The sequence below is a fragment of the Pandoraea sp. XY-2 genome (genome assembly GCF_004193915.1).
GTDB classification, from domain to species: Bacteria; Pseudomonadota; Gammaproteobacteria; order Burkholderiales; family Burkholderiaceae; genus Pandoraea; species Pandoraea cepalis.
In genome coordinates, this window is record NZ_CP030849.1 from 1010359 (window position 1) to 1025877 (window position 15519).

12 protein-coding genes and 2 pseudogenes are annotated in these 15519 nt (G+C 64.7%); all 14 read left to right on the plus strand.

What is annotated here, in order from left to right; all coding sequences use genetic code 11:
- The first annotated feature begins 226 nt into the window (after positions 1 to 226).
- A complete protein-coding gene (locus DRB87_RS04665; protein ID WP_130025046.1) occupies positions 227 to 2632 on the plus strand; it encodes an MCP four helix bundle domain-containing protein in 2406 nt (801 codons plus the stop codon).
- Positions 2629 to 3357, plus strand: coding sequence for a methyl-accepting chemotaxis protein (locus DRB87_RS04670; RefSeq protein WP_130025047.1), 729 nt, complete (start codon positions 2629 to 2631; stop codon positions 3355 to 3357). The genes DRB87_RS04665 and DRB87_RS04670 overlap by 4 nt, the downstream gene beginning before the upstream one ends.
- A 16-nt stretch (positions 3358 to 3373) precedes the next feature.
- The gene (locus tag DRB87_RS04675; protein ID WP_130025048.1) at positions 3374 to 3943 is read left to right on the plus strand and encodes a hypothetical protein; all 570 of its coding nucleotides are present in this window, start codon (positions 3374 to 3376) and stop codon (positions 3941 to 3943) included.
- Positions 3940 to 4623 (plus strand): chemotaxis protein CheX, encoded by a 684-nt coding sequence (locus DRB87_RS04680; protein WP_240756180.1) that lies wholly within the window; start codon positions 3940 to 3942, stop codon positions 4621 to 4623. Before DRB87_RS04675 ends, DRB87_RS04680 begins: the two co-directional genes overlap by 4 nt.
- 47 nt (positions 4624 to 4670) lie before the next feature.
- On the plus strand, positions 4671 to 5036 hold the full coding sequence (locus tag DRB87_RS04685) for a response regulator (protein WP_017233217.1): 366 nt from the start codon (positions 4671 to 4673) through the stop codon (positions 5034 to 5036).
- Between the two features lie 148 nt (positions 5037 to 5184).
- Positions 5185 to 5727 carry a MarR family winged helix-turn-helix transcriptional regulator gene (locus tag DRB87_RS04690; RefSeq protein WP_130025049.1) on the plus strand — a complete coding sequence of 181 codons (543 nt, stop codon included), beginning with the start codon at positions 5185 to 5187 and terminating at the stop codon, positions 5725 to 5727.
- 356 nt (positions 5728 to 6083) lie between these two features.
- Positions 6084 to 7265 carry a 3-(3-hydroxy-phenyl)propionate transporter MhpT gene (gene mhpT / locus DRB87_RS04695; RefSeq protein ID WP_130027724.1) on the plus strand — a complete coding sequence of 394 codons (1182 nt, stop codon included), beginning with the start codon at positions 6084 to 6086 and terminating at the stop codon, positions 7263 to 7265.
- Positions 7266 to 7280: 15 nt separating this feature from the next.
- Positions 7281 to 8422, plus strand: a pseudogene (locus DRB87_RS04700) (porin).
- Positions 8423 to 8563: 141 nt separating this feature from the next.
- Positions 8564 to 9393: pseudogene (locus DRB87_RS04705) on the plus strand (p-hydroxycinnamoyl CoA hydratase/lyase).
- Positions 9394 to 9433: 40 nt separating this feature from the next.
- A complete protein-coding gene (locus DRB87_RS04710; RefSeq protein WP_130025050.1) occupies positions 9434 to 10885 on the plus strand; it encodes an aldehyde dehydrogenase in 1452 nt (483 codons plus the stop codon).
- Between the two features lie 81 nt (positions 10886 to 10966).
- Positions 10967 to 12841, plus strand: a complete 1875-nt coding sequence (locus tag DRB87_RS04715; RefSeq protein WP_130025051.1) for a feruloyl-CoA synthase — start codon at positions 10967 to 10969, stop codon at positions 12839 to 12841.
- A gap of 1 nt (position 12842) precedes the next feature.
- Positions 12843 to 14387: an acyl-CoA dehydrogenase family protein gene (locus DRB87_RS04720; RefSeq protein WP_130025052.1), complete on the plus strand. Its 1545-nt coding sequence runs from the start codon at positions 12843 to 12845 to the stop codon at positions 14385 to 14387.
- The gene (locus tag DRB87_RS04725; RefSeq protein WP_130025053.1) at positions 14387 to 14581 is read left to right on the plus strand and encodes a hypothetical protein; all 195 of its coding nucleotides are present in this window, start codon (positions 14387 to 14389) and stop codon (positions 14579 to 14581) included. Before DRB87_RS04720 ends, DRB87_RS04725 begins: the two co-directional genes overlap by 1 nt.
- A complete protein-coding gene (locus tag DRB87_RS04730; RefSeq protein ID WP_130025054.1) occupies positions 14578 to 15483 on the plus strand; it encodes an amidohydrolase family protein in 906 nt (301 codons plus the stop codon). The genes DRB87_RS04725 and DRB87_RS04730 overlap by 4 nt, the downstream gene beginning before the upstream one ends.
- Positions 15484 to 15519 lie beyond the last annotated feature (36 nt).

The window sequence follows — 15519 nt, forward strand, 5'->3', positions numbered from 1 at the left end:
CAAGTCGTGTCCAGAGGCGATGTTGGCGTGCGCTCACTCATCTCGGATTCCTACACGGCGTTACGGCGTACAGAACACATTAAGATTCTGTTGATTCATCGAATCGTCACAGTTCCCCGGCAATAATCACGTCGCACGAAGCCTATACCAACTAATTCGGCAACCGATCTACTGCGTCGAATCGCGCGTGGCACCGGGGGCCGGTGCGACCCGGGGAAACGACGCCATGACGATCCGTCATCGAATTACGCTATTGGTGATCCTGACGTTTATCGCGCTCTCGATCATCGGTGGCTACGCGGTCTACCAGACCCGCGCCAGCGCTCACAAGGTTCGGCAGGTTACGGAAGGCGTGGTGCCGAGCGCACTCGCTTCCGCCGATCTCGTCTCGCAAGTCAAGGCGGTGCAGATCGCCACGATGACGCTGGTCTACGCGCAGGACGACACTGTCGTCGAACAGGCCCTCAACACCCTCAAGAAGCTGCGCGGCGACATTGACCGGTCGCTGACCCGTCAGGCCGAAGGCGCGGCGAGCGATGCGCAGAAGGGATTGGTGACCCAGGCCCGCGAGAGCGTCGAGAACTACTTCAATGCCATCAACGACACCGCCAAGCTCAAGCAGGCGGGCAAGACGGACATGGCGCAGGCGTTCCTCTTCGCGATGGTCGCGCAGTATCGCGATGAACTCGAAGGGGTGGTCAACACGCTGCGCGTCGAGAAGACGCGCCAGCAGGACTCGGCGATTGCCACGCTCAACGACACGCTCTCGACCACCACGACGGCCATCGGCATCGTGACCGGACTCGCGATCATGCTGCTCACGGCCATCGGCGCGTTGCTATACCGCCAGATCACGCGTCCGCTCTCGCGCATGCAAGCGATGATGAGCGAGATCGCCAAAAGCCAGGACTTCACCCGTCGTGTGCCGGTCGGTCGGATGGATGAAATCGGGCATTCGATTGTGGCATTCAACGGCATGATCGAGAAGATTCAGGAACGCTCGGCGCAACTCAAGCAAAAGACGGCTGACATTCAGGCGATGCTGCAGAACATGCAGCAGGGCATTCTGACGGTCGTCGACGGCGCGCGAGTGCACGCAGAGTACTCGGCCTATCTCGAAGCGATCTTCGAGACGCAGGATATCGCGGGGCGTTCTGTCATGGAGCTGGTATTCGGCGAGAGCGACCTGGGCGCGGATGCGCTCTCGCAGGTCGAAGCCGCCGTCGATGCCTGCATTGGGCAAGATGCCATCAATTTCGTCTTCAACGAACACCTGCTGGTCGGTGAGATCGGCAAGCGCATGACGGACGGGCGCATCAAGCAGCTCGATCTGTCCTGGTCGGCGATCAGCGACGAGAACGACACGATTCTGCGGTTGATGCTGTGTGTGCGCGATGTGACGGAACTGCGTCAACTTGCGGCCGAGGCCAGCGAGCAGAAGCAGCGGCTAGAGATGATTGGCGAAATTCTGTCGGTCAGCCAGGAGAAGTTTCATCATTTCATCGAAAGTTCGACCGGCTTCATTCGCGAGAACGAGCGCATCATTCGCAAGCACTCGCAGGCCGACAGCGCGGCCATCGCCGAGCTTTTCCGCAACATGCACACCATCAAGGGCAATGCGCGCACCTACAACCTGCAGTATCTGACGAACGTCGTGCACGAAACCGAGCAGCGTTATCACGAGCTGCGCCAGCCCGACGTTGCGCGTCTCTGGGATCAGGATGGCCTGATGCGCGAACTGGAGCGCGTGCGCGATGCCGTCGATACCTATGCGCATATCAATGAGATGAGCCTCGGTCGAAAAGGCCCGGGCAGGACGGCCGACGAGCAATCGATGGTGGTGGACCGTGCCCACATCCGCGCGAGCCTGCGCATGCTCGAAGCGGCCGATCCGAACGATCCGCATCAACTCGTCGCGATGCGCGACGCCGTGCATCAGACCCTGCGCCTGCTGGGCACCGAGGGCGTGGGCGAAGCGTTGGGCGGGGTGCTCGATTCGCTGCCGTCGCTGGCGAGCGAACTCGGCAAGCCGGCGCCGGCGGTGCGCGTCGACGACAACGGCTATCGCCTGCGTTCGCCCGCCGTGCGAATTCTGCGCGATGTGTTCATGCACCTGCTGCGCAACTCCATGGATCACGGGCTGGAGAGCGCGGACGAGCGTCGTGCAAAGGGCAAGCCGGAGGCAGGCACCATCGACATCGAAGTCGGCCTTGATCACAACATGCTGCAAGTCACGCTCTGCGATGACGGACGCGGCCTGGCGCTGCACCGCATTCGCAACATCGCCGTGCAACGAGGCTGGATTACAGCCGAGACCTACGTGACGGACGAGCAGATCGCCCAGTTCATCTTCCGCCCGGGCTTCTCGACGGCGGCGCAGGTCACCGAGGTGTCCGGGCGCGGTGTGGGCATGGATGCGGTGCAGGACTTCGTGCGGCGCGAGCATGGCCGCATCGAGCTGCGCTTCACCGACGAGCACAAGGGGGCCGAGTTCCGCCAGTTCCAGACAGTGGTGTGTCTGCCGGACAACCTCGTGGTCGACGGTTTCGACCTGAACAGCGTGGCGGCCGATGCCGTCGACAGACCGGCGCTGGATGTCGACGTGCCGCGCTCGGAGACGATTCGAGCATGAACTCGGTGCAATGGTTACTGGCAGGTGGAATGGCGGGCGTGATCAGCGCAGGCGTTGTGGCGTTCGTTGTGCACCGGTGGCGCATGGCGCAGGTCACGGCACACTGGCGAGCGCTGACCCAGGCGCATGACGAGGCGCTGGCACAGGCGCTCGAACGCGAGCGCCTGGCGGTTGTCAGCCTCGACGAACAGGGACGAGCGCACGATGAGGCGCTCACCGCGCAACAGGCTCGTTTGACGCAGGCCGAAGTCGATTTGCAAGTGGCGCGCAAGTCCGAGGCCGCCGTGCTGGAAGCAAAAGGTCACTGGCAAGCCGAGGCCGAGCGCATTGCGGGTGAGGCGGGGCGTCTGCGCGGACTGGCGGCGACCTTCGAGCGCTGGCACGAGCAGATGATCTCCCTGATGACGCAGAACCAGGACATGCACGCGAAGAACCACGAACTGGCGTCGATTGTTCGGCACGTTCTGATCGTGTCGCTCAATGCGTCCATCGAAGCGGCCCGCGCGGGTCCGGCCGGGCGCGGCTTCGGCATCGTCGCGAGCGAAGTGCGTTCGCTCGCCACACGCTCCGAAGAACTCTCGAAGAGCTATCGCGACAGCCTGCATCGCAATGACGTGACGACGACGGCAACGTTCCAGGACATTCAGGCGGGCGGCAAGATGATCGCGGCATCACTCTCGAGCGTTGAAGCCCTCGCGCAGCAGTTGCATTCCCGTCTTCACTAAGCCAGCAGGTTTCGTTGTGATCAGCGCTCACGCCCGCGACAGTTTCGAACGCATTCTCCATAAAGCCGCACGCACCCGGCTCGCACGCTCGGTGAACGGCGCGTGCGAGATTGTGCCGCTCTCAGTGCGCCAGTACGACGCGCCGCCGCTGGACGTCGGGGTCGATCTGGCCGCCCGGCATGCCAACGTGGTGGTGTTCACCATCTCGTCCATCGGCTTTCGCATGCTGCTGGTGCTGCACTTCGACGAGGACGATGCGACCGCCGCGTACTTCGCGGGCGACGATCGCGACAAGCCGTTCCGCGAGGTGTTCCTCGAACTTGGCAATCTGTGCTGCGGGGCGATCAATCAAGAGTTGCTCAACTACTTCCCCGATCTGGGCATGTCGACGCCGTACGTGCTGAGTGCGCACTGCGTGCCGCACCTCACGCAACTCAAGCCGAATCTGCTGTCCTCGTGGGACATCACGCTTGATGGTTCGGTGCGTCTGGCGGCCACGCTGTGCGTCTGCGCGCACGCCCCGCTCGACTTCAATGCCGACGTCAGCGAATCGGAAGACAGCAGCGGTGAACTGGAATTGTTTTGAATTGGCAATGGTTTTGTCAGGCCCTAGGAAATTACGATAATGAACCGAAGCACCCCCGCGAGTCGGTCAGCCAGTTTCTGATCCTCGACGACAGCGTCGAGCATGAATACCCCGAAGCGCTCGTGCGCGGCATGGTCGATATCACCGATGGCGTATTTCGCGGCTTGTTCGGCGACATCGCCGTGCACTGCGAGCCGCCTGGCGTGGTGCGCGATCGCATCATTTTCGGTGAGGTCTTCAGCCTGATCCCGCTCGAGAGCGCCTGGTGCCGCGGCTACATGATGATGCAGGCCGAGCAGGTTCCGTTCATGCAACTGCTCGAACATGCCGGCCGCTGCGAGGGGCCGGCGGGCTTTCGCGAACTCAACGGCATGCTGGGCGAGCTGACGAACCTGATCTGGGGCGCGTTCAAGAACCGCTACATGGGGGACCCCTCGGCAGTGGGCCGCACTCAGGTGCAGGTGCCGCTGCTCATCAATCACAAGCAGAAGTACATTTCGTTCGGCACCGACAACCCGCAGTTGTGCTTCGTCTATCGCCTCACCGATCCGGTCAGCGGCCAGATTGTGACCTTGCATCAGCATTTCGTCTTTAGCCTCAACTGGTCGCCGGAGGCGTTTCGCGACGCCCCGCAGGCAAGCGCCGAGCCCGTCGAAACCGGGGCGCTGGAGCTGTTCTGAGATCCCGGCGCGAACCTCTACTCCCTCTTACACACAAGGACAACACCATGTCGAAGATTCTCGTGGTCGATGATTCGAGCACTGTGCGCGACGAAGTCGCCGGCTTTCTGCGCAAGAACGGCCTGGACGTGGACACCGCCGTTGACGGTAAGGACGGTCTCGCCAAGATCAAGGCCAGCCCGGGCGTGAAGCTCGTCATCAGCGACGTGAACATGCCGAATATGGACGGCCTGACGATGGTCGAGAAGATTCGCGGCGAACTCGCGAACCAGAGCGTCAACGTCGTGATGCTGACCACAGAGAGCAGCCCGGCCATGAAGGAGCGTGGCAAGGCGGCCGGCGTGAAGGGCTGGATCGTCAAGCCGTTCAAGGGCGACGCCGTGCTCGAGACGTTCCGCCGGCTCGCCGGCTGACATCGCAGGCGAACCGGTGCCGCGGGGCCGGTCCGCGACGCCTCGCCGCCGGACCGTCGCCACTGCGCGACGGCGGCGTTACACTGCTGACTTTCCCGCACTCCGCGAGCACTGGCGCAGGCTGTTTGCGCATCCTCGCTTCCTCATCATGAGCGTTGTACCCGAGAAAAAGAAGCTGACCGCAGCCACAGGCGCCGACGACACTGTCGTGCGGGCACCGGACACCGAAGTGTCCGAAGGGGGCGCAGGCTCGGCCGAGGCACGGCCGCGTCGGGCCAAGTTGCGTCTGACCTACGTCATCGCCAGCCTAGACCGTCTGCTACGTCGCCACATGTCCGAAGCGCTGGCACCGCTCGGCCTCACGCTCGCCCAGTTCACTGCGCTATCGGTGCTCGACGCCCGCGGCAAGCTCTCCAATGCGCAACTCGCCCAGCGCTCGTTCATCACGCCGCAATCGGCCAATGAGGTCGTGAGCCTCATGGCTGGGCGCCAGTGGATCACCCGTGAGCCCGACCCCAATCATGGCCGCATCGTGCTGCTGCAGCTCACCGACGAAGGGCGCCGGGTGCTCGCGCAATGCGAGGCCGTCGCCAAGGAGATCGACACGCGCATGCGCGCCGATGTGAGCCGCGAAGACGCCGCCGCCGTGCAACGCCATCTCGAAATGTTCGTGCGCAATCTGCGCGACTGACCCCGGGTTTGTCCCGACCTGCCGATGGCTTGTATTGTCAGGTAGCTTGATATTAAATGGAGACCGTCGCCGCAGAGAAGCGGGCGACAGCATTCCAGTGGCACGGTAAGGCGAACGCAATATGCGGCTCGCGCGGCATTGTCGCGCCCGCCGTACGTCCGCCCTATATATCAGGTTACCTGATTAAATGGGCTTCGCCGCCGGCGTCGGCTGACTGCGCATCAGGTGCCGCTCTCGCAGGGCGGCGACCGAAGTCCATGACGAAGATGACAGGAGACACCATGAAATCGAATCAGGAGGGCAACGCGCAGGCGTTGCCGTTGGCGCCGGACGGGCACGCGAGTCTCGCCAGTCCGATGGCGCTCACGTTGGCGCTGTGCTTTGCCGTGGCGTTGCTCGAAGGTCTCGACCTGCAATCGGTCGGGGTGGCGGCACGCGGCATGGCCAAGGAGTTCGGGCTCAGCGTCGCGCAGATGGGGCTCGCCTTTTCGGCGGGCACTTTTGGCCTGCTGCCCGGGGCGATGGTGGGCGGGCGTTTGGCCGACAGCATCGGCCGCAAGCGAGTGCTGATACTCTCGGCCGCGGTCTTCGGCGTGTTGTCGATTGCCACGGCGTTCGTGTCGGACTTTGGGATGCTGGTGATCGTGCGCGTGCTCACGGGCATCGGCCTGGGCGGTGCAATGCCGAACCTGATTGCCTTGTCGTCGGAAGCCGTGCCGCCACGCCTGCGCGGCACAGCCGTGAGCATCATGTATTGCGGGATTCCGCTCGGCGGTGGCATTGCCGCGACCATTGGCATGCTGGCGGTGAGCGACGCCGACTGGCGCCATATCTTCTACGCGGGCGGCATTGGCCCGCTGTTGCTCTTGCCGTTGCTCGCCTGGTGCCTGCCGGAGTCTCGCGCATTTGCGGCTGCGACCTCGAAAGGCCAGCGCGCCACGCCCGCGCCGATGATGACGGTGCTGTTCTCCGAGGGGCGCGGCATCTCGACGATCCAGCTCTGGCTCTCCTACTTCTGCACGCTCATCGTGCTGTACTTCCTGCTCAACTGGCTGCCGTCGCTCATGGGGGCGCGCGGTCTGGCGCGCGGCGATATCGGTTGGGTGCAGATTCTTTTCAACGTGGGGAGCGCCGTCGGCGTGCTCGCCCTCGGCTACCTGATGGATCGCGCACGCATGTCGCTCGTAATTGGCGGCATGTACCTGGGCATGATCGCCTCGCTTGTCGGGCTCGCGGCGGCCCAGGGCTTCGGTGTACTGGCGACGGCGGCGTTCTTCGCAGGCATGTTCATCATCGGCGGCCAGTCGGTGCTCTACGCGCTCGCCGCCGCCTACTACCCGACCGCTATGCGCGGCACGGGTGTGGGGGCCGCGGTGGCGTTCGGGCGCATCGGCTCGGTGGTCGGGCCACTGGCGGCCGGCATGCTGCTTGCCGTGGGCAGCAGTGCCGCCCTGGTGATCGGCGCGAGCATTCCCGTCACCATCGTGGCCGCGCTGGCCGCCCTCATGCTCATTCGTCGTCCCCGCGCGGCTGACTGATAATTGGAGACTCACATGGCATTTCCCCATCGCGCTCATGCGCTCGCTTCGTTGGCCGTGGCCGCCGCGCTGGTGGCGCCCGATATCGCCAGCGCACAATCGAATATCACGCTGTACGGCATTGTCGACACCGGAATCGAGTACGTCTCGCACGCCAGTGTGAATGGTGCCGTGTTGCGCATGCCGGGCGTGACCGGCGAATTTCCGTCGCGCTGGGGGCTACGCGGCACGGAAGATCTCGGCGGCGGGCTCGCGGCGATCTTCCAGCTCGAGAGCGGCTTCAACCTGCGTGGCGGCGATCTCGGCCAGGGCGGTCGCCTGTTCGGGCGCCAGGCCTTCGTGGGCGTGAAGGGCCCGTATGGCACGCTGTCGTTTGGCCGCCAGTACACCATGACTTTCCACGCGCTGCTGGGTTCCGATATCCTTGGCCCCGATATTTACGGCATGGGCTCGTTCGATGCTTACGTTCCCAATGCGCGCACCGACAACTCGGTCACTTATCAGGTCGGCTGGCAGGGGTTGAGCTTCGGTGCGGGGTATTCGTTCGGCCGCGACGCGGCGGGCACGGGCAATTCGCCGGGGCAGGGCACTTGCGCCGGACAGGTGCCGGGGCAGTCGGTGCAATGCCGTGACTGGTCGGTGATGCTCAAGTACGACGCGAACAACTTCGGCGTCGCCACCTCGTACGAAGAGCTGCGTGGCGGCACCAATGCCGCCGTCAACTTCTTCGACGGACAGCCCACCTCGGTGTTCGCCAGCAGCGGCGACAAGGACACCCGCACGACCCTCGGTGCGTACTACAAGTACGGCGCATTGAAGGTCGGTGGCGGCTGGCTGGGCCGTCGCGTGTCGACGTCCGCCATCAATACGCACACCAACCTTTTCTACCTCGGCGCGGCGTACAGCATTACGCCTGCGTGGCTGGTGGACGGCGAGGTCTACCGCATCGTCAACAGCGATCACGACACGCGCGGCACGATGACCACGCTGCGCGCCACTTACTCGCTCTCGGTGCGCACCGCGGTCTACGCACAGGCGGCATATCTCTTCAATAGCGCCCGCGCAGCATACTCGGTCAGCGGCGGGGCGGCGGCACCACGCCGCCTGCCGGTGAGGGCCAGGCTGGCGTGATGCTCGGCATGCGTCACACGTTCTGACATTTCGAGATCAGGGTTTTCACTGAAAACGTGATGCTTGCAATGTAAGGTTGCCTGATATTAAATGTGTCGGTCGGCAACACCGCGCGCCACTCCCGGCGCGCGGCACAGGTTGCCCGGAACACTTGGGAATTGCGCAAAATGACTGCATACGAAGGACGCTGGAAGACGATCGACGTGAAGGTGGAGGGGGCATTGGCTGGGTCACCTTCAATCGCCCGGAAAAACGCAATGCCATGAGCCCGACGCTCAACACGGAAATGATCCAGGTGCTTGACGCGCTCGAGCTCGATGCCGATGCGCGCGTTGTCGTGCTCACGGGCGCGGGAGCGGCATGGACGGCGGGCATGGATCTGAAGGAATACTTCCGTGAGATCGATGGCGGGCCGGAAGTCGTGCAGGAGCGCGTACGCCGCGACGCGTCGGATTGGCAATGGCGCCGCCTGCGCATGTACGCCAAACCGACCATCGCCATGGTCAACGGCTGGTGCTTCGGCGGTGGCTTCTCGCCGCTGGTGGCGTGCGATCTGGCGATCGCTGCCGACGAGGCAGTGTTCGGTCTGTCGGAAATCAACTGGGGCATTCCGCCGGGCAATCTGGTGAGCAAGGCCATGGCCGACACGGTGGGACATCGCCGCGCGCTGCACTACATCATGACCGGCGACACGTTCACGGGCGTGGAAGCGGCGGACATGGGGCTGGTGAACCAGAGCGTGCCGCTCGACCAACTGCGTGACGCAACGCTCGCTCTGGCCGCCAAGCTGCTGGAGAAGAATCCGGTCGTGCTGCGCGCTGCGAAGCATGGTTTCAAGCGTTCGCGTGAGTTGACGTGGGAGCAGTGCGAAGATTATCTGTACGCGAAACTCGATCAGGCCCAGCTGCGCGACCCGGAACACGGCCGCGAGCAAGGCTTGAAGCAGTTCCTCGACGACAAGGCGATCAAGCCGGGCCTGCAGGCTTACAAGCGCTGAGGCGCAACGTTCATCGGTGACCGGAAAGAGGGAGAGCGCAATGCATGAAGTGCAGATGCTGATCGGGGGCCAGTGGCGCGGCGCGCAGGGTGGGGCAACGTTCGAGCGCATCGATCCGGTGACGGGCGAAGTTGCCACACGGGCACCGGCCGCGACACTGGCGGATGCCGACGCCGCCGTCGACGCGGCGCAAGCGGCCTTTCCCGCCTGGGCGGCGCTGTCGCCGACGGCGCGTCGGCAACGCTTGCTCGCGGCCGCCGAGCGCATGGACGCCCGCGCGGCGGAGTTCATCGCCATCGGGGCCGCCGAGACCGGCGCGATGGCCAATTGGTATGGCTTCAACGTCATGCTCGCGGCCAACATGCTGCGCGAAGCGGCGGCCATGACCACGCAAATCGACGGCAGCGTGATCCCGAGCGATGTGCCTGGCAATCTTGCGATGGCGGTGCGCTCGCCGGTCGGCGTGGTGCTCGGCATCGCGCCGTGGAATGCCCCGGTGATTCTGGCGACGCGAGCGCTTGCCATGCCGCTCGCGTGCGGCAACACGGTCGTGCTCAAGGCATCGGAGCAATGCCCCGGCGTGCATGCGCTGATCGGTGCCTGCCTGCACGATGCGGGGCTGGGCGACGGGGTGGTCAACGTCGTGACGAACGCGCCGCACGATGCCGGCGAGATCGTGGCGCGACTGATTGCGCACCCGGCTGTCAGGCGCGTGAACTTTACCGGCTCGACGCACGTGGGTCGCATCATCGCGCGCCTCGCCGCGGAACATCTCAAGCCGGCGCTGCTGGAGTTGGGCGGCAAGGCCCCGGTGCTCGTGCTCGACGACGCCGATCTGGACGCCGCCGTCGACGGCATTGCGTTCGGCGCGTTCTTCAATCAAGGGCAGATCTGCATGTCGACCGAGCGAGTGATCGTCGACGCGCGCATCGCGGACGCCTTCGTCGAAAAGCTCACGACGAAGGCGGCGACCTTGCGCGCCGGGGCGCCGACGTCGCCCGACAGTGTGCTCGGTGCGATGGTGAGCGCGCAGGCGGCGTCGCGTGTGGCGGCGCTGGTCGAGGACGCTCGCACGCATGGCGCGCATCTGCCGCTGGGGTGCCGGGTTGACGGTGCGATCATGCAGGCGACGATCGTCGATGGCGTGAGCCCGGCGATGCGACTGTACCGCGAGGAGTCGTTTGGTCCGGTGGTGACGATCCAGCGTGTAAGCGGCGATGACGAGGCGGTGCGAGTGGCCAACGATAGCGAATTTGGCTTGTCGGCCGCGATCTTCAGCCGGGATGTATCGCGTGCGCTGCAATTGGCCAAGCGCATCGAGTCGGGAATCTGCCACATCAACGGCCCGACCGTGCACGACGAAGCGCAGATGCCGTTCGGCGGCGTGAAGTCCAGCGGCTACGGCCGATTCGGCAGCAAGGCGTCGATCGGCGAATTCACGGAACTGCGCTGGATCACCGTGCAGACAACGCCGCGCCATTACCCGATCTGATCGTTCGCAGGATGAGGCTGTGCCCGCGCGCGGACGCTACCGAGAGAGCGCCGCGGCGGGACCGAAGCAGGAGACAGTGTTTTGAATCAACGCAACAACACCGCCGCCACGCAAGACGTGGCGGCTCATCGCTATCGCCAGGTCGCCATCGGCAACCCGGGGGTCGACGTGATTCGCGATGGCGAATGCTGGTATCTGCGCTCGCGTGCGCCGCTCGGCGATTTTCCGGAGCGTCTCACAGACCGGCTCATCGCCGGCGCGGCACAGCACCCGGAACGGTGGCTCGTGGCGCGTCGCGGCCCAGACGGTCAATGGATCGGCATCACGTATGCGCAGATGCTGCAGCGTGCGCGTGCGATCGGTCAGGCATTGCGCGATCGCGGCATGTCGCCGCAACGTCCCATCGCGATCCTCTCCGGCAACGATCTGGAACACTTTGAACTCGCGCTCGGCGCGATGTACGCCGGGGTGCCGTTTGCGCCGATCTCGCCGGCGTATTCGATCGTGTCGACGGACTTCGGGAAGCTGCGTCATACGCTGGAATTGCTGCAGCCGGGGCTGGTGTACGCGGCGGATGAGAGCGCCTACGGTCGCGCCATGGACGCCGTGCTTGACGGCAATGTGGTCCGCGTCACCGCGCACGGCGACGGGGGCACGCTGGCCTTCGATGCGCTGCGCGATACCGTGCCGCGCGATGTCGACGCCATTCACGCGCGCGTCAACGGCGACACCATCGCCAAGATCCTCTTCACATCCGGCTCAACCCGTCTGCCGAAGGCCGTGCCGACCACCCAGCGCATGCTGTGCAGCAATCAACAGATGCTGCTGCAAACGTTCCCGACCTTCGGCGAGGCGCCGCCCGTGCTGGTCGACTGGTTGCCTTGGAATCATACGTATGGCGGCAGTCACAACGTCGGCATCGCGCTCTATAACGGCGGCACGCTCTACATCGACGACGGCAAGCCGGTCGCGGGCAAGTTCGAGGAAACGTTGCGCAATCTGCGCGAGATCTCGCCGACCGTGTATTTCAACGTGCCGAAGGGGTGGGAGGATCTCGCCATCGCACTCGAAAACGACGCGGCCCTGCGCGAGCGCTTTTTCGCCCGTGTGAATCTCTACTTCTTCGGCGGGGCCGGGCTGTCTCAGGCGGCCTGGGACCGGCTTGAACGCGTGACCGAGGCGCATTGCGGCGAGCGTATCCGGATCATGTCGGGGTTGGGGATGACCGAGACGTCGCCGAGCTGCATGTTCACCACCGGGCCGATCATGCGTGCGGGCTATATCGGCTTGCCGGCGCCCGGCTGCGAAGTGAAGCTCGCACCGGTCGGCGGCAAGCTCGAAGTGCGCTTTCGCGGACCGAACGTCATGGCCGGCTATTGGCGTCACCCTTCAGGCGACCCGGTGTTCGACGACGAGGGCTACTACTGCACAGGGGACGCCGCCACATTTGTCGACGCGCAGCACCCGGAGGTCGGTCTGCAATTCGACGGACGCATCACCGAAGATTTCAAGCTCAGTTCGGGCACATTCGTGAGCGTGGGTCCGTTGCGTGCTCGCGTGATTTCGGAAGGGGCCCCCTATGTGCAGGACGCGGTCGTCACCGGCATCAATCGCGACGATATCGGATTGATGGTCTTCCCGCGCGTCGAGGATTGCCGGCGCTTGAGCGGCTTGCCGTCACAGGCGCCGCTGAGCGACGTGCTGGCGAGCGGTCCCGTGCGTGAAGCGTTCTCGGCACTGCTCGCACGACTGAATGCGAGCGCCGGGGGAAGCGCCACGTATGTTGCGCGTCTCATGCTGCTCGACACCCCGCCCTCGCTAGATCGGGGCGAGGTTACGGACAAGGGGTCGATAAACCAGCGCGCGGTGCAGGACCAGCGCGCCGCGACGGTCGATGCGCTGCATGCCGCGCGGCCGGGCGACTCGCGCGTCATCCTCGCACCCGCAAGGCGCTGACATGGCGTACCCGCAATCGCTTGGCGCGGCCGAAGATATCGCGTTCGTGCTGGACACGCTCGGCGTAGGCGGCGCGTTGACGCGCCTCGCCCCGTTTCGTGAATTCGACACGGCCACACTCGTGCAAGTCGTCGACGAAGCCGCCCGCTTCTCGCGCGAAGTGCTTGCGCCGCTCAACGCCGTGGGGGACCGTGAAGGTTGCACCTGGCGCGACGGCGAGGTGCGCACGCCCGCCGGCTTCGCCGATGCCTATCGCCAGTATTGCAACGCCGGTTGGCCGTCGCTACCGTGCGATCCGTCACTGGGCGGACAGGGGTTGCCTGTCGTGGTGCAGGTGGCCGTGCAGGAACTGACGGCCGGCGCGAATCTCGCCTGGACGATGTACCCGGGCATTCTTCACGGCGCGTATGAATGCGTGCATCGATTCGGCAGCGCCACACTGCGCGACGCCTGGTTGGGGCCGCTGGTCAGCGGTGAATGGCTCGCCACGATGGCGTTGACGGAACCGGGCGCCGGCAGCGACCTCGGGCAGATTCGCACGCGTGCCGAATGGATCGACGGGCCGCGCGAGACGGTGCGAGTGACCGGCGAGAAGATTTTCATCTCGGGCGGCGAGCAGGATCTCACCCCGAACATCGTTCATCTCGTGCTTGCGCGCACGCCGGATGCCCCACCGGGCAGCGGCGGGTTGTCACTCTTTCTTGTCCCCAAGGTGCTTGCGAATGGCGAGCGCAATGCCGTGCGTTGTACGGGTATTGAGCACAAGATGGGGATTCGCGGGAGCGCGACGTGCTCGATGGCGTTCGAGGGCGCGACCGGTTACCTCATCGGTGCACCGCATCGCGGACTCGAGGCGATGTTCGCAATGATGAACTCGGCGCGGCTGCATGTGGGGGCGTCCGGCGTTGGACTGGCGCAGAGCGCCTACGACATGGCTTTGCGGCATGCCGGTGAGCGTGTGCAATCGCGCGTGCCTGGGGCCGAAGCCAGCGTGCCCATCGCCGGGCATCCGGCGGTGTGGCGCTTGCTCGAGGGTCAGCGCGTCGCGGTCGAGGGCGCGCGACTGTTGTTGTATCGCGCGGCGCTCGCCATCGATGAAGCTCACCATGCCGACACGCCGCAGGCGCGCGTGCAGGCCGATGCGCTGGCGGCGCTGCTCACTCCGGTGGTCAAGGCGATGCTCACCGAGCAGGCGTTCCTGGGCGCGAGCGATGCGTTGCAGGTTTTCGGGGGCTACGGTTATGTCGAAGAGACCGGCATCTCGCAGTTTCTGCGCGACGCGCGGATCCCGATGATCTATGAAGGGACCAATGAAATTCAGGCCATCGACCTGATGCTGCGCAAGGTCGTCAAGGACGACGGCGCCACGTTGTCGCAATGGCTGACGTGGGCGCGAGCGCAGGTGAGCGAGGCGCGCATCGTCGACACGCGCGATGGCTTCGACGCCGCGCTGGCGGCGCTCGACGACTGGACGATGCTGATGCCGTCGGTCATCGCGTTGGCGCGAACATCGCCCGCGCGGCGTTGTGTGTCGCGGGCGAGGTGATGCGCGTGGTGCACGGCCTGTCGATGGCAGGCCTCTGGGCGCAGGCGGCGGTGGCGGCGCACCGCGTCCCAGGACCCATCGCCGATGGGAAACGAAGCGCGGCGCGCTATTGGTTGAAGTTCACCCTGCCGGAGACGCGTCGTGCGATGGCGATCGTCGCTGCGCAAATCCGTGATCCGGAGACCGCCGAATGAATCTCGACAAGCTCATCGCGATCGACACGCACGTGCATGCTGAAGTGTCGTGCTGCCAGCCGCCGGACCTGTTCGGCAAGGCGTTCGACGACGCGGCCGACAAATATTTCGGCACGGTGCTCAAGCAGAATCGCCGCCCCACGATTCCCGAGACCATCGAGCATTACCGCGAGCGCAATATCGGCTTCGTGATGTTTACCGTCGATTGCGAGGCGAACATCGGTCGCCGCCGTATTCCGAACGAGGAGATCGCGGGCTTCGCGCAGGAGAACGCGGACATCATGATCGCGTTTGCGAGCATCGATCCGCACAAGGGACGCATGGGCGTGCGCGAGGCGCGGCGGCTCGTCGAGGAATTCGGTGTGCGCGGCTTCAAGTTCCATCCCACCATGCAGGGATTCTTCGCCAACGACCGCATGGCCTATCCGATGTACGAGCTGATTGCCGAATACCGGCTCACCGCGGTCTTTCACAGCGGCCATTCCGGTATCGGCTCCGGCATGCCCGGCGGCGGCGGGTTGCGGCTCAAGTTCTCGGAGCCGATCCATCTCGACGACGTGGCCACCGACTTCCCTGAGATGAACATCGTGATCGCACACCCGTCGTGGCCTTGGCAATCGCAAGCCCTGTCCATCGCGCTGCACAAGCCGAACGTCTACATCGATCTATCGGGGTGGTCGCCCAAGTATTTTTCGCCGGAGCTGATGCAATACGCGAATTCGCTGCTGCGCGAGAAGATGCTGTTCGGCTCGGATTTTCCGCTCATCGCGCCGGACCGGTGGTTGTGCGACTTCGAGACGGTGGGGTTTCGCGACGAGGTCAAACCGCTTGTGCTCAAGGACAACGCAGCGCGTATGCTCGGGCTTGCGGACACGCAGCAGACCACGGCGTCGGCAACGTGAGCGGGGGCGGGTGTGAAAGGTAACGCCGTGCTGCCG